General features: G+C 61.8%; 17 protein-coding genes. 14 read left to right on the top strand and 3 right to left on the bottom strand.

Annotation, left to right across the window (positions count from 1 at the left end; genetic code table 11):
• Positions 1-382: 382 nt before the first annotated feature.
• Complete coding sequence (locus VJ923_RS01250; protein WP_326437702.1) at positions 383-754, bottom strand: phage holin family protein; 372 nt, start codon at positions 752-754, stop codon at positions 383-385.
• Between the two features lie 44 nt (positions 755-798).
• Here VJ923_RS01250 and rlmD point away from each other — a divergent pair, with 44 nt between their 5' ends.
• The 11 genes from rlmD (at position 799) to VJ923_RS01195 (ending at position 13050) form a co-directional block, all read left to right on the top strand.
• The gene (gene rlmD, locus VJ923_RS01245; protein ID WP_326437700.1) at positions 799-2055 is read left to right on the top strand and encodes a 23S rRNA (uracil(1939)-C(5))-methyltransferase RlmD; all 1257 of its coding nucleotides are present in this window, start codon (positions 799-801) and stop codon (positions 2053-2055) included.
• The gene (gene tilS, locus VJ923_RS01240) at positions 2048-3160 is read left to right on the top strand and encodes a tRNA lysidine(34) synthetase TilS (protein ID WP_326437698.1); all 1113 of its coding nucleotides are present in this window, start codon (positions 2048-2050) and stop codon (positions 3158-3160) included. Before rlmD ends, tilS begins: the two co-directional genes overlap by 8 nt.
• Positions 3153-3878, top strand: coding sequence for a Maf family protein (locus tag VJ923_RS01235; RefSeq protein WP_326437696.1), 726 nt, complete (start codon positions 3153-3155; stop codon positions 3876-3878). The genes tilS and VJ923_RS01235 overlap by 8 nt, the downstream gene beginning before the upstream one ends.
• 74 nt (positions 3879-3952) lie before the next feature.
• Entirely contained in the window at positions 3953-4630 is a 678-nt protein-coding gene (locus VJ923_RS01230; protein ID WP_326437693.1) for a DUF3990 domain-containing protein, read from the top strand.
• Positions 4614-5246, top strand: a complete 633-nt coding sequence (locus VJ923_RS01225) for a helix-turn-helix domain-containing protein (protein WP_326437691.1) — start codon at positions 4614-4616, stop codon at positions 5244-5246. The genes VJ923_RS01230 and VJ923_RS01225 overlap by 17 nt, the downstream gene beginning before the upstream one ends.
• A gap of 177 nt (positions 5247-5423) precedes the next feature.
• Positions 5424-5972, top strand: coding sequence for a hypoxanthine phosphoribosyltransferase (gene hpt / locus VJ923_RS01220; protein WP_326437689.1), 549 nt, complete (start codon positions 5424-5426; stop codon positions 5970-5972).
• Positions 5973-5984: 12 nt separating this feature from the next.
• Positions 5985-8291 (top strand): ATP-dependent zinc metalloprotease FtsH, encoded by a 2307-nt coding sequence (ftsH, locus tag VJ923_RS01215; protein WP_326437687.1) that lies wholly within the window; start codon positions 5985-5987, stop codon positions 8289-8291.
• A 198-nt stretch (positions 8292-8489) separates the two neighbouring features.
• Positions 8490-9803 carry a dihydropteroate synthase gene (gene folP / locus VJ923_RS01210; protein ID WP_326437685.1) on the top strand — a complete coding sequence of 438 codons (1314 nt, stop codon included), beginning with the start codon at positions 8490-8492 and terminating at the stop codon, positions 9801-9803.
• Between the two features lie 2 nt (positions 9804-9805).
• On the top strand, positions 9806-10651 hold the full coding sequence (locus VJ923_RS01205; protein WP_326437683.1) for a biotin--[acetyl-CoA-carboxylase] ligase: 846 nt from the start codon (positions 9806-9808) through the stop codon (positions 10649-10651).
• Between the two features lie 41 nt (positions 10652-10692).
• Positions 10693-12198, top strand: coding sequence for an MATE family efflux transporter (locus VJ923_RS01200; protein ID WP_326437681.1), 1506 nt, complete (start codon positions 10693-10695; stop codon positions 12196-12198).
• Between the two features lie 207 nt (positions 12199-12405).
• Complete coding sequence (locus VJ923_RS01195; RefSeq protein ID WP_326437679.1) at positions 12406-13050, top strand: biotin transporter BioY; 645 nt, start codon at positions 12406-12408, stop codon at positions 13048-13050.
• Positions 13051-13371: 321 nt separating this feature from the next.
• On the opposite strand, the gene VJ923_RS01190 is transcribed toward VJ923_RS01195, so the two are convergent.
• Positions 13372-14067 carry a response regulator transcription factor gene (locus VJ923_RS01190; RefSeq protein WP_326437677.1) on the bottom strand — a complete coding sequence of 232 codons (696 nt, stop codon included), beginning with the start codon at positions 14065-14067 and terminating at the stop codon, positions 13372-13374.
• A 136-nt stretch (positions 14068-14203) separates the two neighbouring features.
• Here VJ923_RS01190 and VJ923_RS01185 point away from each other — a divergent pair, with 136 nt between their 5' ends.
• Together VJ923_RS01185 and VJ923_RS01180 are read left to right on the top strand one after the other, a co-directional pair.
• Positions 14204-14974 carry a type III pantothenate kinase gene (locus VJ923_RS01185; protein WP_326437674.1) on the top strand — a complete coding sequence of 257 codons (771 nt, stop codon included), beginning with the start codon at positions 14204-14206 and terminating at the stop codon, positions 14972-14974.
• A 104-nt stretch (positions 14975-15078) separates the two neighbouring features.
• Positions 15079-16767, top strand: coding sequence for a formate--tetrahydrofolate ligase (locus tag VJ923_RS01180; RefSeq protein ID WP_326437672.1), 1689 nt, complete (start codon positions 15079-15081; stop codon positions 16765-16767).
• Positions 16768-17267: 500 nt separating this feature from the next.
• Here the strand turns inward: VJ923_RS01180 and VJ923_RS01175 are convergent, their stop codons facing one another.
• On the bottom strand, positions 17268-18923 hold the full coding sequence (locus VJ923_RS01175) for an FAD-dependent oxidoreductase (RefSeq protein WP_326437670.1): 1656 nt from the start codon (positions 18921-18923) through the stop codon (positions 17268-17270).
• A gap of 188 nt (positions 18924-19111) precedes the next feature.
• Between VJ923_RS01175 and VJ923_RS01170 the strand changes: the two genes are divergently transcribed.
• Positions 19112-20743 (top strand): LuxR C-terminal-related transcriptional regulator, encoded by a 1632-nt coding sequence (locus tag VJ923_RS01170; protein WP_326437668.1) that lies wholly within the window; start codon positions 19112-19114, stop codon positions 20741-20743.
• The last annotated feature ends 136 nt before the right edge of the window (positions 20744-20879 follow it).

Below are 20879 nucleotides of genomic sequence, written 5' to 3'. Positions count from 1 at the left end.
CGCAGCGAGTAGGGAACCGCTTCTTTTCGCGAGCGCAACGGATGAGCGTTTCGCTCAGTAAACGTCGGCCGCATCGCTATTGTTATTGATGTGGCAGCAAGGCGCGAGCGATCGAGCCAAACAGGTGGGCCCGGTAGAGACTGAGCAATCTCTACCGGGCCCAATGTTTTGCAGCAAAACCGGCGTGCGCTGGCAAAAAAGTTCGATTTGAGGCGCAAGGACATCGTTCGAGCGAAGAAAAAGCTCCCTAGAAAGGCATTTTCTAGGGAGCTAACGCCTTGAAGCGCTGCATTCTGCTGCTCGCTGCGCCTCGAATCGAACTTTTTTGCCAAAAGACGCGCCCATCTCTGCAAGAGACAGGCGCGCGAAAACCTGGGGGCCTTTAGGCCTCGTTGCCCACCAGACTGTTTACCAAGGCGGACACGATGGAGATGACGATAGAGGCCACAAAGGCGCTGCCGAAGCTGGCGATGTAGAAGCCCGCACCGAACAGCCCGTTAGCGAGCCATGCGGCAATATAGAGCAGAAGCGTGTTCACGATGAGGTAGAAGATGCCCAGCGTGAGCACCGTTACCGGCAGCGAGAGCACCTGCAGGATCGGCTTGATGGACATATTGATGAGCGACAAGATAAGCGCGAAGAACACGATGCCCACCCATGACGATCCGTTGTTGATGACCTCGACGCCGGGCACGAGCCACACGGCGGCGGCCACGGCGATGGCGGTAACGATCCAGCGAATAATGAAGTTCATGATTGCCTCCTTTTCCGATGCCGCCATTATGTCAAAATGAGACCATGAGCAGAATTCATGACAACAATCCGAAACGCACCAGTAACCATGCCGCTAAGCCTTGCGCCTCGTGCCCGGTGTTCGGCCGCTGCGGGGGATGCAGCCAGCTGAACATCCCCTATGCCGAGCAGCTCGCCGCCAAACAGCGCGAAGTTGCCGCCCTTTTCGAAGGCGTTGCTCCCGCTGACGCGCTGCTGCCGATTCTCGGTATGGAACATCCCTTCCATTACCGCAACAAGGTCGTCTCTCCCTATGCGCCCGCCAAGGGCAAGAGGCGCAAAGGGAGAGACGCCAAGCTCGCCCGAACCGACATCCTCACGGGCATGTACGCGCCGGGCAGCCACCGCCTCGTGCCCACCGATGCGTGCGCCATCGAGAACGAGACGGCCAAGAACGTGACGCTTGCCATCCGCGACATTATGGCCCGCTGGTCCATGGCGCCTTATGACGAGGATGCCGGCACGGGATTCGTGCGTCATGCGGTGGTGCGTGTAGGACATGAGAGCGGGGAAGTGCTCGTCACCGTGGTGACCAATGGCGACGAGTTTCCCGCGTCCAAGGCCTTCTGCCGCGAACTCAAGCGCCGCGTGCCCGAGGTCACCACCATCGTGCAGAACGTGAACACGCGCCAAACCAACGTCATCTTAGGCGATAAGGAGCGCACGCTGTTCGGTCCCGGGTTCATTCTGGACACGCTGTGCGGGCTGTCCTTCCGCATCTCGTCTCAGTCGTTCTACCAGGTGAACGCCACGCAGACCGAGGTGCTCTACAACGAGGCCATCCGGCTGGCGAACCTCACCGGTGCCGAGACGGTCATTGACGCCTACTGCGGAACGGGCACCATTGGCCTGGTGGCTGCCAGGCGCGGCGCCACACGCGTCATCGGCGTCGATTCCGTGGCCTCGTCCATCCGCGACGCTGCCAACAATGCCCGTCACAACGGCGTGGAAAATGCCGAGTTCGTGGCCCAAGACGCCACTGTCTTCATGAAGGAGCTGGCGGCTTCAAGCGAGCGCCCAAAGTCCCTTGTACTACTCATGGACCCGCCCCGTGCGGGCTCTACGCCCGAGTTTCTTGCCGCCGCGGCGTCTTTGGCCCCCGAGCGCATCGTCTACATCTCGTGCAACCCCGCGACCCAGGCCCGTGACGTGCGGCAGCTGGTTGATGAGGGCTACGAGGTGCGCGCCATTCGCCCGGTGGACATGTTCCCCCATACCGACCACGTAGAATCCATCGTGATGCTGGAGAAGAGAAATGACTGACGTGCTTGAGAAGGCGAAGGCTACTATTGCCGACCGCCACTTGGCCTCAAACGATGCTGCGGTGCTGCTCATGGTGTCGGGCGGCTCCGACTCTACGGCGCTCGCGTATGTGGGCGCCGCCCTGCGCGAAAAAGGGGCCGTGGGCCCGGTGGCCATGCTGCATGTGAACCATAAGCTGCGCGGAGAAGATGCCGACGCCGACGAGCGCTTTGTGCAGCGACTCGCCGAGGCGCTGGATATCCCGCTGTTCATCTGCTCCATCGACATCGCCGCCGAGGCCGAGCGCAGCCGCGAGAACGTGGAAGCCGTGGCCCGGCGCGAGCGCTACCTGGCCGCCAACGAGGCTTTGCGCTCGATGTGCCAGCACGAGGGCCGCCCGCTCTCCGAGGCGCGCATCTTCACGGCGCATACCGCTGACGACCGCATCGAGAACTTCTACATGCGCTCCATCGTGGGCACCGGTCCGGGGGGCTTTCGCAGCATGCTCTACCGCAACGGGCCCGTGGTGCGCCCCCTGCTGGATGCCACGCGCGACGAGCTGCGCGACTACCTTGCTGCACGCGAGGCGGCAGGGGAGATGGTGGTCTGTGACGAGGGCGGCGCGCTTTGGCGCGAAGACGCTACCAACGCCCATACCGACCGCTTCCGCGCCTATGTGCGCCACAAGATGGTGCCCGTGGCCAAGGAGTGGAACAGCGCCTTGCCGGACGTGCTCGTGCGCTCGATGAACCTTATCGCCGACGAGGACGACATGCTGCAGGCCATGGCCGAGAAGCTGGCCGAAGAAGCGGTGGTGTGGGTGGCCGATGACGACACCTTCGGCATCGATCGTACCGAGGGCTTTCGGTTGCTGCCCGCCTTCGGCAAGGCGGAGCGCCCTTTGCAGCGCCGTGCCGTGCTGGGTCTTCTGGAGGCTATGCTCGGTCCCGATGCGCGGGTGGAATCCGCCAGCGTGGAAAAGGTGCTCGCTGGCTTTGCGGGCGGTGCGCCGAACGGCGGATACGTCGCTAATATCCAATATGATTTGGCTGTAAGCGCCAATAAGCAGGGCGTCCTGGTGGAGCCCATGGCCTATTTCCGAGCAAGAAGGAAGAAGCATGACTGAGAGAACTGACGAATTCGCCAACGATGTGGCCGCGAAGGTGGCTGCCGACGAGCTGCAACAAGCCGTGAGCGAGAAGGCGGAAACGCCAGTTGCGCCCGCCTTCGAGGTGATTCTCGCCTCTAACAGCCCGCGTCGCCGCCAGCTGTTGGAAGAGGCTGGCGTGAAATTTACCGTGCGCACGCCCGTGACGCCGGTGGACGAGTCACTGGAGCCCGACTTGGCCGCCAATCCCGAGGAGGCGGCCAAAAAGCTCGCCGAGCGCAAGGCCGGCGCGGTCATCCAGGAAGTACTTTCCGAAAGCTACACGGGCATGCTCATCGTCATCGGCGCTGACACCATGGTGGTGCTCGATGGTAAGATCTTCGGCAAGCCCCGCAGCGCTTCGGACGGCAAGCACATGCTGCGCCAGCTGTCCGGCCGCACCCACGAGGTCATCACCGCCGTCTCCGTTTGGATGGTGGCTGCCCCCAACGCCGAGGATGTGTCGTTGGGCTTCCGCACCTTCGCCGATATAAGCCGCGTGACCTTCCGCGATCTTACCGACGAGGAAATCACCGACTATCTGCGCAAAGGCGAGTCTTTCGACAAGGCCGGCGCCTATGCCATCCAAGGTGAGGGCGCAGCGCTCGTCGATCATTACGACGGTTCCCTCGACACCATCATCGGGCTGCCCGCCGAGCGCCTCCTGAAGGAATTCCCGGACCTTACGCAAGCTTGAGATACGATAGGTGCGCTCGTTTGAGGAGGGCCACTGACTTTGCTATACTCCCAAAGGAGTATAGGAGGCGTAGAATGGTCAAGCAGCTTTTCCATGGTTCGAGGGACATTATTGAGCGGCCCCTTTTCGGAATAGGGAAGCCCTACAACGATTATGGGCTTGGCTTCTATTGCACCGAGTCGATTGACATGGCGAAGGAGTGGGCCGTTGCGGTGGATCGCGGCGGTTTTGCTAACTGTTATGAGCTCGAATGCGAGGGGCTGGCGATTCTCGATTTGAATCAAGAGGAATTTTGCTTGCTCCATTGGCTCGCACTGCTTCTGCGCTATCGTGAGTTCGATGCGACGGGACCCTTGGCTTTTGAGGCAAAGGAATATCTCCTCAACCGTTTCGCTATAGATTTGGCTCCCTATGACGCCATAGTGGGCTATCGAGCGGATGATAGCTATTTCTCTTTTGCTCAAGATTTTATTTCGGGCGCTATTTCCTATCAGCAGCTTGGGCGCGCAATGCGTCTGGGTAAACTCGGCCAGCAGTTTGTCTTGAAAAGCGAGCGTAGCTTCGATCGGATTCGATTCGTAGGCTACGAAGAGGCGTCGCGCGAGGAGTGGTACGAGCGAAAGATGAGCCGCGATCGAACGGCGCGCAGGGAGTATCTCGACGTTGAGCGTAATCGGCGAAAGCCAGGGGAGCTCTTCATTGCGACAATCTTGGATGAAGGGATGGGGGCCGAAGATGAGCGCCTACGATGAGGTGTACTTGCAGCCCGCGAGGGCGAATCTCGGCCGTATGCTCGATGTTGCCGTCGATGGCTTGAATTACGAGTTAAGCGAGTTCTATGGGCTCTTTCTCGTATCGGGACTTGCCGGACGGTTTGGGGCGGGAGACTATGGTCTTATCACCGGCTGTTCAGGTGCCGAACTGGCGTTTCGAGTTCTCGACGAAGTCAGGCCGGGCGAGGTTTCGAGAAATGCCGTGAGGTACCGGTACGACAGAAGTCCTGAATACTGGTGTGGATGGGCTTTGGCGCGCTATCAATGGAAAACGTCAATGAGCTTCGAAACGATAAATCGTATGGCACCCATTAACGAGGTGCGGGAGATGTACGATGCGTTTCATGAGATGGATATCCGTCAGTTTGATGCTGCTCTGAATGAGCGGCGGGCGCGTTTTTTCCGTACGCCGCTTCGCATGCGCCGTATGGCAGCCCGACTGAGCCAGGCCCAACTTGCAATTGAGTCAGGTGTGCCCGTGCGCAGCATCCAGCAGTACGAGCAGCGACGTAAAGATTTGAACAAGGCCGCCGCCGAGACCGTCGTCGCTTTAGCGCGGGCGCTCTTCTGCTCGGTGGAGGACCTGTTGGAGTGAGTGATCAAATTCATTTCGTTCGAAATAACCGACTTGATGACAATTGGCGCACATAATTTGTGGCGTTGCTGTCTCGCGGTCGTTCGTCAAAAGGTCTTTGGTAAACTGGACTGCGATTAAAGCGCTCCGCAGCACCTGTGCGTTCGGGCGGCTGCGGGCAAGGAGAAAGTGGTTTACGTGCACAAAGACGTATCAGAGATACTCTTTTCCGAGCAGGACCTGGCTAATCGCGTCCGTGAGATAGGCGCGAACATCACGGCGGACTACGCCGAGGCGGCAGGCGAGACGGGCATCGTCGTTGTCTCCATCTTGCGCGGCGGCGCGGTGTTCGCCTGTGATCTCATCCGGCAGATCGACCTGCCGCTCGAGGTGGATTTCATGGCCGTGTCCTCCTATGGCAACGAGACGAAGAGCTCGGGCGTGGTGCGCATTCTGAAGGATTTGTCTACCGACATCCAGGGGCGCCACGTCATCATCGCCGAAGACATCATCGACTCGGGGCTCACGCTGCGTTACCTCATGGAGAACCTGCTCTCGCGCAAGCCCGCGTCAATTACAGTGGCCGCGCTTCTGCGCAAGAACACCGCCGTTCAGGCGGACATCGATTGCCGCTACGTGGGTTTCGAATGCCCCGACGAGTTCATCGTCGGCTACGGGCTCGATTATGCCGAGCACTACCGCAACCTCCCCTACATTGGCGTTCTCAAGCCAGAGATTTACCAGTAAAGGCAGACAGACATGGCAGACAATAACTCCAAGAAACCGACCCCGCCCAATACCACCCAGCGCACCACCATGGCCATGGTGATTATCCTTTTGGCTGTGGCGTTTTTCGTGGGCAGCCAGTTTTTGCGCACCGGCGCCATGGGCGGCACGGTCACCGACCAGCTCATCACCTCCGAGTTCACCCAGGCGGTGGAGCAGGGCCGCGTGAAGTCGGTCACCTATTCCGCTGGCGATTATATGGTGTCGGGCAGCTACTTCCCGGCGGCCACGGCCGGCGCCGATGCGGCCGACGCTTTCAACGGGGCCTTCGACTCGCTGAACGCGCTCATGGCTACCGAGCGCGGCGAGGACGGCAAGGCGCTTTCGGGCGTCGCCACTACTACTCTGGATCCGGCCACCCTCGGCAAGGAGCACAACTACACCTCCACCTATGTGGGAAGCGACTCGCTCGGCGAGCTTCTGGCGGCGCACCCCGATGTGTCCTACCAGGTCACGCTGCCGAGCCCCTTCCTCGAAATCATCGCCACGCTTCTGCCCATCCTCATCATCGGCGGCCTTCTGTTCTTCTTCTTCTTCAAGATGCAGCAGGCCAACAACTCCCAGATGAACTTCGGCAAGGCCAAGACGAAGAAGGCCGCCGAGGAGCGCCCCGACGTGAAGTTCTCCGACGTGGCCGGCGTGGATGAGGCCGTGGAGGAGATGCAGGAAATCAAGGACTTCCTGGCGAACCCCGCGAAGTACCAGTCCATGGGCGCGAAGATTCCGCGCGGTTGCTTGCTCGTGGGCCCTCCGGGCACCGGCAAGACGCTTTTGGCCCGAGCCGTGGCCGGCGAGGCGGGCGTGCCCTTCTTCAGCATTTCCGGCTCGGACTTCGTGGAGATGTTCGTGGGCGTGGGCGCAAGCCGTGTGCGCGATTTGTTCCAGCAGGCCAAAGACGCTGCCCCTGCCATCATCTTCATCGACGAGATCGACGCGGTGGGCCGCCAGCGCGGCACGGGCCTGGGCGGCGGTCACGACGAGCGCGAGCAGACCTTGAACCAGCTGCTCGTGGAGATGGACGGCTTCGAGTCCAACGACTCGGTGGTGCTCATCGCGGCCACGAACCGCGCCGACGTGCTGGACCCGGCGCTTCTGCGCCCCGGCCGCTTCGACCGCCAGATCGTGGTGGACACCCCCGACGTGAAGGGCCGTGAGAAGATCCTCACCGTGCACTCCAAGGACAAGCCCATCGGATCGGATGTCGACCTCTCCAGGATCGCGAAGATCACCCCGGGCTTCACCGGTGCCGATTTGGCCAACCTCATGAACGAGTCGGCCCTGCTCACCGCCCGCCGCGGCAAGAAGATCATCACCATGCGCGAGGTAAGTGAATCTATGGAGCGCGTCATTGCCGGTCCGGAGCGCAAGGGCCGCGTGATGAACGAGAAAACCAAGCACATCATCGCCTACCACGAGAGCGGCCATGCCCTCGTGGGCCATCTGCTCGACCATGCCGACCCGGTGCACAAGATTTCTATCATCTCCCGCGGTCGCGCCTTGGGCTACACGCTTTCCATCCCCGACGAGGACAAGGTACTGAACTCGCTTTCGGAGATGAAAGACGAGCTTGCGGTCTTCATGGGGGGCCGTGTGGCCGAGGAAATCTTCTGCGACGATGTGACGACGGGCGCCTCCAACGACCTTGAGCGCGCGTCCAAGATGGCCCGCGCCATCGTGACCCAGTACGGTATGAGCCCGCTTGGCACCCAGGTGTTCGGCCAGCCTAACCACGAGGTGTTTCTGGGCCGCGACTACGGCAACACCCAGGACTATTCCGAGGAAACGGCGCGTCGCATCGACGAAGAGGTGGCGAAAATCATGAAGGAGGCCCATGACCGGGCCCACAAGATTCTCTCGGAGCACGCCGACCAGATGAACCTCATGGCCAGCGTGTTGCTGGAGCGCGAGACGGTGGAAGGCGAGGCCTGCGAGGCGCTGCTCGACAACAAATGGGACGAGTACCTGGCCCGCGAGGACGACATCATCGCCGCCAAGGAGGCCGAGGAGGCCGCGGCCCGCGCGAAGGACGCCGAGCTGCTCGCCGCCAAGGGCGAGGGCGGCGCGCAGGGCGGCACCGACGGTGGCGAGACGCTGGCCGACCCGAATTGGCGCGAGGCCCCGGTGGAGCCGGGCGACCAGGATCCGAACGCTCCCTACCGCCAGCCCGCCGAGCACGCCGACCGTGCGGACATGCCCACTCAGGCCGAGGTGAACGCCGAGCTCGACCGCGAGGACGACATGGACGCTTCTGCCGACGCTCCCGACCCTAATAAGAAGTAAGGGCCGCGACAGTCATCAAAAACAAGGGCACCTGCGGGTGCCCTTTTTGCTGCCATGAGCGGTCGGTTGAACCGCACTCTAAGAGATTATGCGGTGCATTCACCTAAAATCATTGTACACGGGCCATTCCTGCCGTTACACTTAGCGCTTAAGTCTTTACGGGAGGAAGCATCAAGCGAGACGAGGCGCGAGCTTTTCATGATTTGGCATTGCGGACAATACGATTTCGACACGGCCACGCCCATCATCATGGGCGTGCTGAACGTGACCCCGGATTCGTTTTCCGACGGGGGAGCGTACCTCGACCACAAAGCGGCCTTTGACCACGCCATGGCTCTGGTGCGCGCCGGCGCCTCCATCATCGACGTGGGCGGAGAATCCACCCGTCCCGGTGCCGAGCCGGTACGCCCCGAAGACGAGTGGGATCGCATTGGCGGCGTGGTGGCGGCCCTTGTCGAGGCCGACGTCTGCGTGTCGGTGGACACGCGACACGCCGAGGTGGCTGTCCGCGCCCTGCATGCCGGCGCCTCCATCATCAACGACGTGTCCGGCTTCCGCGACCCGGCTATGGTTGAGGCTGTGCGCCGTACGGGCTGCGGATGCGTGGTCATGCACATGGCCGGCGAGCCGGCCACGATGCAGGACAATCCCGTCTACGATGATGTGGTGACCGAGGTGCGCGACTATCTGCGCGACGCGGCGGCGTCCCTCGAGGCGGCCGGCATAGATCGCTCGCGCATCTGCGTCGACCCGGGTCCCGGTTTCGGCAAGACCCCCAAGCAGACCATCGAGCTCATGCGCAATCTGCACGAAATCGTGCATCTGGGCTATCCGGTTATGGTAGCTGCCTCCCGCAAGAGCTACGTGGGCTATGCCTACCATGTGGAAGAGCCCCGCGAGCGCGATGTGGCCTCCGCGGCCGAAGCGCTGCTCGCCTGCGAGCTGGGCGCATCGGTGGTGCGCACCCACAACGTGGAGCTGACCGTGGCCGCGCTGAAGGACCTGCGTCCCGCCGTGCTTTTGGGCCTGGGGTCGAATGTGGCTCTTGTGGCCGAACCCGGCGAAGAGACCGAGGCGAAGATTGCCCAGCTGAACCTTGCCGTGGGTCAGTTGTGCAGCCTTCCCGATACCCAGATTATGGACATGTCGTCGTTCTACGAAAGCGAGCCGGCCTACTATGAGGACCAGGATGCCTTTGTGAACGCGGTGGTGCTGCTGCGCACGGGGCTGCCGCCCAAAGAGCTGCTCGGCTACCTGCACGGCATCGAGAACTCCCTGGGCCGCGTGCGCACCGTCGAGAACGGCCCGCGCACCCTCGATATCGATATTCTTGACTATCAGATGTACGTCGCTTCCGACGACGAACTCACGCTGCCGCACCCGCTGGTGACCGAGCGCGATTTCGTCGTGAAGCCGCTGCTCGAGATTCTCCCTGGCTGGGAGTTGGCCGACGGCACGCCGGTGGGGCGCATCCCCGAAGACGACCGCGTTGGCAAGGCAAGGAGGATCTAGCCATGAAATTGACCGTGCTCGATGAGGTGGCATCCACCAACGAGGTCGTGAAGAACGCCCTGCGCGAAGGCAAGGCCGAGGGCCTGATCGTGCGCGCTCGGCGCCAGAACAGCGGCTACGGCCGTCAGGGGCGTGAGTGGGATAGCCCCGCGGGCGGTCTGTACATGTCGGTGCTGCTGCGTCCCGATGTGGCCGGCAGTGGTCTGGCGACGCTCAGCCTGGTCGTGGGCCTTTCGGTCCAGCGGGCCTTAGCCGCCCTGGCCGCACCCCCGTTCGAGGACGGCATCCAGGTGAAGTGGCCCAACGATGTGGTGTATCTGCCCGCCGATTGCGAGCGCGCCGACGAGTACCGCAAGCTCTGCGGCATCTCGCTGGAGGCCTGCGGGGGCGGTGTGTGCGTGGGCATCGGCATCAACGTGTTTCGCCCCGATGTTGATGTGCCGGTCCAGGGGCGCAACGTGCCCGCGTACATGGCCGAGCTCATGCTGGCTCCCGAATCGCAGCCCGGGACGCCCATGACCGTGGCCGAGGCCGCGGCCGCCCTGCCCGAGCGCGAGCAGGCCGCCCGCCGCGAGGGGGTCATCACCGATATTCAGCGCGAGGTCATCGCCCGCATGCTCGTGAGCTACGGCCGCTGGCGCGAGCTGGGCTTCACGCCCTCCCTCGGCAGCTTCGAGGCCGCCTCCTTCCTGCCCGGCCGCCTAGTGCGCGTCGAGGATGCCGTCGGCGCGACCACGGTAGAGGGCACGGTGACCGGCGTCGATGAGCGCGGTCGCCTCCTCGTCCGCACCGCCGATGGTACCGTCCCCGTGGCTTCAGGCGAGGCCCACGTTATGGTGATGCCGTAGAGGTCTACAATAGCGCCGATTATGAAGAAAGGCGCGATAGCATGACCGAATACGAGAAGAATCTTCCCGAGAAGCCCGAAAGCCCCCAGCCGCTGGATTTGCGCGGCGAGAAGCTGAAGCCCACATCTGCTGGCGACGACAAGGTGCTGCGCATGGGCACCGCCTCCATTCCCCGACTCATCACGGAGTTTGCCATTCCGTCGGTGGTGGGCATGCTCATCAACGGCTCCTACGCCATCATCGATTCGGTGTTTCTGGGGCACGCGGTAGGCGAGATCGGCCTTTCGGCCATGACGGTGGCCAACCCTATCATGATCGTGTTCATGGCCATCTCCATGCTCATCGGCAACGGTGGCAATGCCTTGGCGGCCTTGCGGTTGGGCGAGGGAAAGCGGGAAGACGCCGAGCGTGCCCTGGGCAACGTGGTCTCGCTCAGCCTTATCGCATCGGTCATCGTGCTCATTATCGGGTGGAACCCGACGCTGGTGGCGGCGGTGCTCGACATGGCCAGCGCCACGCCCGAGGTGCGTCCCTACGCCCAGGTGTTCATCCAGATTCTCTGCGCCGGGTTCATCCTGCAGTGCATCGGCCTTGGTGTGAACAACTTCATCCGCACCTGCGGCGCCCCCAATCGCGCCCTGGGCACCATGGTCATCGGCCTGGTGGGCTCGGTGGCCTTCAACGCGCTGTTCGTGCTCGTTTTCGGCTGGGGCGTTTTGGGCAGCGCCCTTGCCACCGTGCTCGGTTGGGCCTGCTCGTGTGCGGCGGTGCTACAGTACTTCTGCCTGCGCAAAGACGTCCCTATGCGCCTGCGCTTCTCGGCTATGCGCTTCAACCTTGCCATGGATCGCACCATTCTGGCCTTCGGCCTGCCGAGCTTTTGCGTGCAGGCGGGCATGGCCATCGTGAACTTCGTCATCAACTTTCAGCTGGTGAAGTACGGCGCGCTCACGCCCATCGGCGCCGACGACGCTCTGGCTGCCATCGGCGTGGTGCAGCGCATCGGCCAGTTCTCCGTTATGCCGCTCATTGGCATTGCCATCGCCTTGCAGCCGCTGCTGGGATTCAACTACGGCGCCCACAACGTCGACCGCGTGCGCAAGACGCTATGGTACGGCATCGGTGCCGCGTCTTCCATTTCGGTGCTCATGTTCGCTATCGTGGAGATCTTCGCCGTGCCCATCGCCCATGCCTTCGGTATCTCCCATGATGGTCTGGTGGATTTCACGGCCTTTGCCATTCGCGTGCAGTTCCTGATGCTTCCCTTCGTGGGCTTCCAGATTGTCAGCTCGAACTACTTCCAGGCCACGGGCCAGCCGGCCAAATCGGTGTTTCTCACGCTGACGCGCCAAATTCTGTTCCTCGTGCCGCTTCTGTATCTCATGCCCGTGATCCTTCCGGACATGTTCTCGCAGTTCACGGGACTTGACGCTCTGTATTTCGCGGCTCCGGTGGCAGACTTCTTGTCCATCTTCACGACAGCTATCTTCGTGGCCTGGGAGATGGTGCGCCTGCGCAAGCTCGCGGCGCTATACGACAAAAAGTAGCGCGGCGTCGCCGGATGGGCGGCAAGGCGGCGTGCGGCGCATCGCCATCGTCGGCCATCGCGCTGGATTTGTGCGCCTTTGCTTAGAGTGTTATGCATATGCACAAAACGCTCGCATCCGCGTTCCTCCGGCCGTTAGCTGCGCAGTGCGCCTCCTGCGGGGTTCAGCCTCGCGGCTACCATGGGCTTCTCGAGAAAGGAGCCCTCTATGGAATCAGTGAAAACTCGCAGCGCGACATCGCAGCGCGCTCGCTCGGTGGCCTTTGTGGGCCTTGCCATCGCCATCATGGCCGTGTCGGCTTGGGTGGTGGTGCCTTTGGGCCCCATTCCCTTCACCCTGCAGATGTTCGCTATCACCTTCGCCATTGTGGTGCTGAAGCCCAAAGATGCCATGGTCGCCATCGCGGGGTACCTGCTGTTGGGCGCTGTGGGCGTGCCGGTGTTTTCGGGCATGCGCGGCGGTATCGGCGTTCTGGCCGGACCTACGGGCGGCTTTTTGTGGGGGTATCTCATCGGCGTTCCCGTGGCATCGCTGTTCTTGTGCCTCGTGCGCGATGGGCTGGGCATTGCGAGCAGTAGGAAAGCGGTGGGGCGGACGCGCGCCGAGAAGACTGCTTTGTCGAAGGTCCAGCGTGCAGCCGGCTTCTTCCGTAGCTTCGGGTTGGAAATTGTCGCGGGCGTCATTTTCACGGTCATTGCCGACCTCTGCGGCTGCGTCCAGTTCATGGTTGTGGGCCATGTGGATTTCGCCACAGCGTTTCTTGCCGCAGTGGCTCCTTTCGTGGTTCTCGATTTCTGCAAAATCGTAGCTGCCGTCATCTGTGCTCGCGCCGTCTCTGAAGCAGTGAGGTAGCCAGGTGCTTGCCACTGGCCGAGCGGATGGCTGGATGCTTGAGGCGAAGGGGAAAAGGCCAAGCGTCTGCGGCTGAGCAGATGGTCGGCGCGGCACTTTCAGGACAAATACGGGCGATATGGACAAGTTTCGCTGTCCATATCGCCCGTATTTGTCTTCAATATAACGATGAACGTTTATCCTAAAGTCCATTTCGGCGATATTTGACAAAAACGATTTTAAAGCCACAGGGGAGAGCGGTATGGGTAGCCAAAAAGAGAAGCCCTCCGATAGGAGAGCTTCTCATGCGAGCGAATCGATACGGGGAGCGCTGCCGGCTGCTTACGCCTTGAAGCGATAGCCGTAGCCGCGGACGGTTTCCACAAGGGCCGGGTCGTAGCCGGCGGCGTGGATCTTGTCGCGCAGGCGCTTGATGTGGGTGTCCACCGTCTTGGTCTCGGTGAGGTACTCCCAGCCCCAGGCGTCGCGGAGCAAATCCTCGCGGGAGACGACCTTGCCGGCGCTCTTCATGAGGCTGGCCAGAAGCTCGAACTCGCGGGGCGTCAAATCGATCTCGCCGTGGTCGCCGGCGGCGGTGTGGGCGTCTTCGTCCAGCGTGATGCCGGAGGCGGTGATGGAGTTGGAGGCGCCGGGGAACTCGCCGCCCTGGCCGCGGCGCAGCAGCGCGCGGACGCGGGCGATGAGCTCGCGCACGCCAAAGGGCTTCGCGAGGTAATCGTCGCCGCCGATTTCCAGGCCCACCACCTTGTCGAGCTCGGTGTCGCGGGCCGAAAGGAACAGCACGGGCGCGGTGGTCTTCGAGCGCAGGCGGCGGCACAGCTCGTAGCCGTCCATACCCGGCAGCATGATGTCCAGAATGAACAGGTCGTAGTTGTTTGCGCTGGCGAGCGCGAAGGCGTCCTCGCCGTTGTCGACGACGTCGGCTTCGTAGCCCTCCTTCTTCAACGCGTAACTTACGAATTCGGTAATTGAAGGCTCGTCATCAACGACAAGGATGCGGCTCGGTGTCTCAATCATGGTCTTGCCTTTCTCTCGTCATTTCGACGACTGCCCATCGGGGGCATATCGTTGAGACCTTGCTATAATCTCTTACGCGTTAACTATACGCAAACAAGCCTATTGTACTGGAAAATTGAGGAAGATTGTCATAATTATGTTACTTGCTATTGACATAGGGAATACTCATACCGTAATTGGCGTCTACGCTGGGGAAACGCTGGGTTCTATGTGGCGTATCGCAACGGAGCGAAACGCCGCCGCCGATGAGTTGCGCATCACGCTTTCCACACTGTTCGCCTTGGAGGGGCTTTCTTTTGAAAAGGTGAACGCGTCGGCGCTGGCCTCGGTGGTGCCCCAGTTGCGTCTCGCCTGGTCCCAGGCCATCGAAGATGCCACGGGCTCGACTCCCATTTTGTGCTCGGCCGAGACGGCGGGCGACCTGTTCGACACCGATTATCCGAACCCCTACGAGATCGGTGCCGATCGCATCGCCGATGCCGTGGCGGCACGCACCATCTACGGAGCTCCGGTAGTGGTGGTCGATTTCGGAACGGCTACAAATATCGAGGTCATCAATGCCGAGGGCGTTTTTTGCGGAGGCGTTATCGCGCCGGGCTTGCATACCTCGGCCAACGCGCTGTTCTCCCACGGCGCCCAGCTGCCGGCCATCGATCTGGTGAACCCGCCGGCGGTGGTGGGCCGCTCCACCATGGAGGCCATCCAGGCGGGCATCATGTTGGGGGAGGCCGACCGAGTGGACGGGCTCGTGCGCCGCATCTTCGATCAGCTCGGGTACAAGGCCAAGGTCGTCGCCACGGGCGGCCTTGCCTCGGTGGTGGCCCAGAATTCCACGACCATTGACGAGGTGAACGACGAGCTGACCTTGGAGGGTTTGCGTTTAATTGCCGAGCAGGCGGCCCGATAGCCAATGTCGCCTCGCAAAGGCGCATCCGTTCGATAGAATGGGGCAGTCCCCAGAACCTGGCCGCCGGGCACCCGGCGCCGCGACAAGAGAAAGAAGGGCCCGACGTGTTGACCGACATTGAAATTGCCCAGGCGACCGAACCGAAACCCATTGGCGAGATCGCCGAGATTGCCGGCGTCGACGAGAAGTACCTGGAACTCTACGGAAACCACAAGGCCAAGGTGGATTACAACCTGCTGCGCGAGGAGGAGCACGCCCCGGGCAAGCTCATCCTGGTGACGGCCATCAACCCCACGCCGGCCGGCGAGGGCAAGACCACCACCACGGTGGGCCTGGCCGACGCGCTCGCCAAGCGCGGGAAGAACGTGGTCGTGGCCCTGCGCGAGCCGTCGCTCGGCCCCGTGTTCGGCATCAAGGGCGGCGCCGCCGGCGGCGGGTACGCCCAGGTCATCCCCATGGAGGACATCAACCTGCACTTCACCGGCGATTTCCACGCTATCGGCGCGGCGAACAACCTGCTCGCGGCGCTGCTGGACGCGCACATCCAGAACGGCAACGAGCTGAACATAGACGTGCGCAAGATCACCTGGAAGCGCGTGGTAGATATGAACGACCGCCAGCTGCGCCACATCGTGGACGGCTTGGGCGGCAAGGCCCACGGCGTCCCGCGCGAGGACGGCTTCGACATCACCGTGGCCAGCGAGGTCATGGCCATCTTCTGTCTGGCCACCTCCATCACCGACCTGAAGGAGCGTCTCGGCCGCATCGTGGTGGGCTACACCTACGACGACAAACCGGTCACGGCCCACGACCTGAAGGCCGAGGGCGCCATGGCCGCGCTTCTGAAGGACGCCCTGAAGCCGAATCTCGTGCAGACGCTCGAGGGCACCCCGGCCTTCGTGCACGGCGGGCCCTTCGCCAACATCGCCCACGGCTGCAACTCCATCATGGCCACCCGCATGGCCATGGCGCTCGGCGACTACTGCGTGACCGAGGCCGGCTTCGGCGCCGACCTGGGCGCGGAGAAGTTCCTCGACATCAAGTGCCGTCTGGCCGACCTTGCGCCCGATGCGGTGGTGGTCGTCGCCACGGTGCGCGCGCTGAAGAACCACGGCGGCGTGGCCAAAGCCGACCTGAATGAGGAGAACCTGGAGGCTTTGGAGGCGGGCCTGCCGAACCTGCTGCAGCACGTGGAGAACATCACCAACGTGTACAACCTGCCCTGCGTGGTGGCCATCAACGCCTTCCCGACCGACACTAAAGCTGAGCTCGACTTGGTGGAAGCCAAGTGCCGCGAACTGGGCGTGAACGTGGCCCTGTCCGAGGTATGGGCACGCGGCGGCGAGGGCGGTCTGGCGCTTGCTGACGAGGTGGTGGCCCTCTGCGAGAACGGAGACGCGGCCGGTCGCTCGGCCGACACCTTCACCTTCTCCTACGAGGGCGACCTGTCCATCGCCGAGAAGATCGAGGCCATCGCCCAGCGCGTCTATCGTGCCGACGGCGTGGTGTTCGAGCCGGCCGCAAGTAAGGAGATCGCGCAGCTGGAAGCGCTCGGCTTCGGCGACATGCCCGTGTGCATGGCCAAGACCCAGTACTCCTTCTCGGACGATGCCGCCAAGCTCGGCGCCCCGCGCGACTTCACCATCACGGTGCGCCAGGTGAAGGTGTCGGCGGGCGCGGGCTTCATCGTGGCGCTGACGGGCTCCATCATGACCATGCCGGGCCTCGGCAAGGCGCCGGCGGCCCACAAGATCGACGTGCTGGAAGACGGCACCATCACGGGCTTGTTCTAGTATAAGAAGAAATCAAGAGCAGCCTCTAATTTAATGATTAGAGGCTGCTCTCATGTTAGAATGTCCGGCGCTGGCAAAGTCCGATGCGGGCGGCGCTTCTCTTGAGAGGAGTGACGCCTTATGCTGAAAGAAGCTCTCATTCTCGTAGTAACAGCACTGCTCAACTGGTTGGCCCTAGTGCTTATGGGGTTCGATCGGTACGAGCGATGGAAGTATAAGCAATCGGATGGAGCGGGAGAACAATAAAAAGCCCGGCGGCAACCGGGCTTAATCACTAGCACCGCGCTGCCCGTACTCAGGCTAGCAACCTACGGGCTTTGCCAGTGCTCTTGCATTATAGGATGTTTCTTTACGAGATTCAATAGACATGTAGGAGCGGCGGGGAGAACCGTAACGGCGGACGACCCGCGACCAGAAAGGTCGCGGGTCGTTTTAAGTGCGCGTCGCCGAGGGAGGGAGGGAGGGAGGGAGGGGTCTACGGCGACGCAGGGAAAGACTTGCTATTCCTTGCCCGCCAGATAACGGCCGACCAAGTAGCCGCCTGTCATGTTGTGGCCGTGGCTGATGCCTGCAAAGCGAGTGGTGTAGCTATTGGCCCAGAAATCACCGGCTGCGAGACCCACAGCGAACAGGCCTTCAATGACTTCGTCGTTTTCGGTGAGGACGCGGGAGTCCTCATCAACATGGAGACCGCCGTGCACGGTGAGCATGCAGACGCCGTTCTTGAAGCCGTAGTAAGGCGGTTCGTCAAGAGCGAAGAGGAACTGCGCGGGCTTGTGGAAGTCGGTGTCCTTACCGGCGGCGCACATGGCATTATAGTCGTCCACGGTCTTCTTCAAGGCAGTGGGATCCAGTTCAAGGTCGGCCGCGAGGGCTTCCAGGGTATCTTCCTTGAAGTATGCGCCCGCTTCTACGAGTTCGTCCCAGGCGCCGATCATCTGGCTGGGGGTGGGGACGTCCGCGCCGATGTAGCCGGGGACGTAGGGGAGTTGGCTGGCGTACTTCTCGTTGAAAAGGCTGTAGGTCTTGCCCTCTTCCTGCTGCATGATAGCCCAGCTGAGGCTCGAAGTGGAGGTGTACTCGTTCGTAAAACGCTCGCACTTCTTGTTCACGTTGAGGTTCCACACGGGATGAGCGTCCCCGCAGAATCCGGACGGCGCGTGGTCGGGCCATTTCTGCATGGCCGCGCCCACCCACATGGCTTGACGGTGCAAATCGCCGGTGTTCATGGTCGAAATCATGAGGTCACTGCCGAAGCGGGCCGCCTGCGGGCAGAAGTACTCAAGCATCTCTTCGTTGGCGCCGTAATCACCCGACGCGATGACCACGCCTTTTGCCGCGTTGTACTGGATGTAGGCATCCCCCTGGGAGGCGACGATGCCCGTCACGCGGCCCTCGTCCTCACGCAGGATGCGCTCCGAGGCGGTCTCGTAGTCAACCTGAACGCCGAGGCCCGTGATGTAATCAGTCATGGCGTTGAGGTAGTCGACCATGGGAACGTACCCGAGTCCGAGGTCGCACGTGTAGGGATCGAAGTCGGTGACGTCGGTCGGGGTGTTCTCGCCGCCGCGGAGCACCAGCGTGCCAGGCATGGCCTCGTTGTTCGGGTCTCCTTCGTATCCTATACCCTGCATGACGGGCTCCATGCCGTAGCCCGCCATGATGTCGCAGAACCAGTCTGCCATCTCGCCCGAACGATCGAAGAACCTCCAGACGTTCTTCTGGCTGACTTTCTTGCCCATCGCCTCCAGGTATTGGTGGCAGATGGCTTCCGCGTCAACTTCGTAGCCGATGGATTTCTGGTACGTCGAATTGACGGCGAAGAATGCGCCACCGTTGGCGTTGAAGCCAGCGTCCTTTTCGATCATGATGACGGAAAGACCGTTTTCCGCCGCGCTGGCTGCCGCGCAGAAACCCGAGGGACCGGCGCCTATGATGATCACATCGGCCTCGCGCGTCTCGCTGATGGCGTCGGCGGCAATGGGCTCGGGAGCGTTCTCCCAAGAATACCCGCCGGTTTGCGCGAGGGATGCGGCGTCTTCCGCGTCAGCGGACGACGATGCCTTAGGGGCGCAGCCGGCGGTCACGGAAAGGGCCGCCAAAGCTCCCGCTGCTGCTCCTCCGGTGATGAAATCGCGTCTGCTCAGAGTGTTCATGATGTCCTCCTTCTCATGGATGTGCTTGCCCGCGGAGCGGACAGTGACACTATGGCGCGACAGGCGGCGGACTCACATCGGGCGATGGTTCCCATTTAAGGGTTTTTTCGATATCGGGTATTGTTACCGATGAGTTCTACCAGGGGTTTTACTACACTAAGTTGAAACATGTTGGGAGGGAAACGAGTATGTCAGGCACGACAAGCGAAGCGCTGGATCCGCGCGGCGCGCGAAAGACCGAGCTCATCATTAGCACCCTTCGGAGGCTGCCACAATTGCGGGCGTTGGGATGGGGGCTGCTCGTGGCGTGGGGCACGATTTCGACGTTCACGGATGTGTTCGCTCCTGCGGATATGCAGTCGTTTCGCGACTACTGGATTGCTAATATGGCGACGACGACGCTAGGCTTGGTGGGTCTTGGAATCTTCTGGCGCCCGAACGTGAAGACACTGATGTGGCCCGCTGTGCCGGCTGCTGCAGCGCTCATCGTCATCAGTACGGCGGTCATGGCGTTTTGGTACGGGGGCACAACACCACAAGCTCATGCGGTCCAGATTGCCGCGGGTGTTCTCTCCGGCTTAGGCATGGCCGTGGGAACGCTGTGTTGGGGAGTCCATTATGCCCGTCAGGATGCAGCGGTAATCGAGAGCCAAGTCATCTGCTCTCTCGCCCTTATGACAGTCTTCTATGGTTTGGCGCTCGCATCATCCTGGGCCGTGAAGATAGGCCTGCTTGTCGCGCTGCCCTTGGGCTCAGCTGCCTGCTTTTTGCTGTGCCAAGATGAAAGAGCGCTCGAAGATGTGGACGCTGATCGCTCTGATAGGGGATTAAAGTCGAAGTTATTCGATGGCTCGCTGACCTCTGCGGCGAAGCCCGAAGCCCCCGCTGAAAAGACGGAGATGCGTGGTGAAGGCTCTGGCGATGGCCGCGCATTGGCTTCGGAGCTCTTTCGTGCGGGTGTGGGCATCGTCGCGGCGGGTTGCGCGGTCAGCTTGACGTGGTCTCTGATATCCGAGGGCGTCGTATCCCTCGACAGCGGCCTGTTCGCCGCGTCGCTGCTCTCGGGCGCAGTCGTGACTGTGGTACTGCTGGTCAATTGCGTGACCTTCGCCAATCGGCTAAACCAAGATTCCCTGTTTCGCTGGCTGCTGCCCCTCATCGTTCTTTCGCTGTTCTTCCTCGTAGGATCGAGCCAAGCATCACGGTTTGTCGGTAGCATGGGCATTCTCGCAGCCCAAATGGGGCTCGATGCCTTCACTCTCATTCTCTTTTGCGAGCGGGCGAGCTTTTGGAGGGGGAGGGCCGTCCTCGTCGTTGGTCTCGGCAGGGGCTTTCTCCAGGGCGGAATCCTGGTCGGCGCGCTTTTAGCCGGCGGTGTGGTAGATGTTATCACCGAGGGTAGCGTGTCGCCGGCCGAGGTGTTCCTCTGCGTGGCGGCGGTGCTCTCGGGATGCGTCATGTGGTCGTTGGCAGGATCGCTCTCCCCGTTCGCTTCACGACAAAACAGTGCGGAACCGGGAATCATCAAGAGTGTGGAGCGGCGGCTGTCGCTCCCCGAGGACGCCAACGAACTGGAACGCATCCTGTTCGAGAGGAAGTGCGATGGAGTTGCCGAGAGGGGCGGCCTCTCGCAACGAGAGCGAGAGCTTCTGAGTTACTTGGCGCGCGGGCGCTCACTCCCGTATATTCGCAACGAATTGTTTATATCGAAGAGCACGGCGAACACTCATGTTGAACATATCTACGCGAAGCTGGGGATTCATTCTAGGGAAGAACTCATCAGCCTCGTTGAAGAAGCACCTGCCGGTCTGGGCGATTGAGTGCCTCCCGCCCGCCGTGGGGCTGAACGCGCAGGATTGCCGTTTGCGAGGCTTTGTGAGATGCTGGCAGCCGTTGGACTTCTGTCTGTAGGCGAGAAACCTTGCCGTGGCTCTTACGGCATGGCTCCTTTCAGAA

It is taken from the genome of Adlercreutzia shanghongiae (assembly GCF_035830635.1).
Lineage (GTDB): Bacteria > Actinomycetota > Coriobacteriia > Coriobacteriales > Eggerthellaceae > Adlercreutzia > Adlercreutzia shanghongiae.
The sequence above is the reverse complement of the archived record's forward strand: the minus strand, read 5'-3'. Positions and strand labels throughout refer to the sequence as shown.

Excerpts from the sequence above, each read along its gene's own strand:
- tilS (WP_326437698.1), top strand. The coding sequence starts at position 2,048 with ATGACTGACGTGCTTGAGAAGGCGAAGGCTACTATTGCCGACCGCCAC.
- VJ923_RS01195 (WP_326437679.1), top strand. The coding sequence starts at position 12,406 with ATGGAATCAGTGAAAACTCGCAGCGCGACATCGCAGCGCGCTCGCTCG.
- VJ923_RS01190 (WP_326437677.1), bottom strand. The coding sequence starts at position 14,067 with ATGATTGAGACACCGAGCCGCATCCTTGTCGTTGATGACGAGCCTTCA.
- rlmD (WP_326437700.1), top strand. The coding sequence starts at position 799 with ATGAGCAGAATTCATGACAACAATCCGAAACGCACCAGTAACCATGCC.
- VJ923_RS01185 (WP_326437674.1), top strand. The coding sequence starts at position 14,204 with ATGTTACTTGCTATTGACATAGGGAATACTCATACCGTAATTGGCGTC.
- VJ923_RS01235 (WP_326437696.1), top strand. The coding sequence starts at position 3,153 with ATGACTGAGAGAACTGACGAATTCGCCAACGATGTGGCCGCGAAGGTG.
- VJ923_RS01250 (WP_326437702.1), bottom strand. The coding sequence starts at position 754 with ATGAACTTCATTATTCGCTGGATCGTTACCGCCATCGCCGTGGCCGCC.
- VJ923_RS01175 (WP_326437670.1), bottom strand. The coding sequence starts at position 18,923 with ATGAACACTCTGAGCAGACGCGATTTCATCACCGGAGGAGCAGCAGCG.
- VJ923_RS01230 (WP_326437693.1), top strand. The coding sequence starts at position 3,953 with ATGGTCAAGCAGCTTTTCCATGGTTCGAGGGACATTATTGAGCGGCCC.
- folP (WP_326437685.1), top strand. The coding sequence starts at position 8,490 with ATGATTTGGCATTGCGGACAATACGATTTCGACACGGCCACGCCCATC.
- VJ923_RS01170 (WP_326437668.1), top strand. The coding sequence starts at position 19,112 with ATGTCAGGCACGACAAGCGAAGCGCTGGATCCGCGCGGCGCGCGAAAG.
- VJ923_RS01200 (WP_326437681.1), top strand. The coding sequence starts at position 10,693 with ATGACCGAATACGAGAAGAATCTTCCCGAGAAGCCCGAAAGCCCCCAG.
- ftsH (WP_326437687.1), top strand. The coding sequence starts at position 5,985 with ATGGCAGACAATAACTCCAAGAAACCGACCCCGCCCAATACCACCCAG.
- VJ923_RS01225 (WP_326437691.1), top strand. The coding sequence starts at position 4,614 with ATGAGCGCCTACGATGAGGTGTACTTGCAGCCCGCGAGGGCGAATCTC.
- VJ923_RS01205 (WP_326437683.1), top strand. The coding sequence starts at position 9,806 with ATGAAATTGACCGTGCTCGATGAGGTGGCATCCACCAACGAGGTCGTG.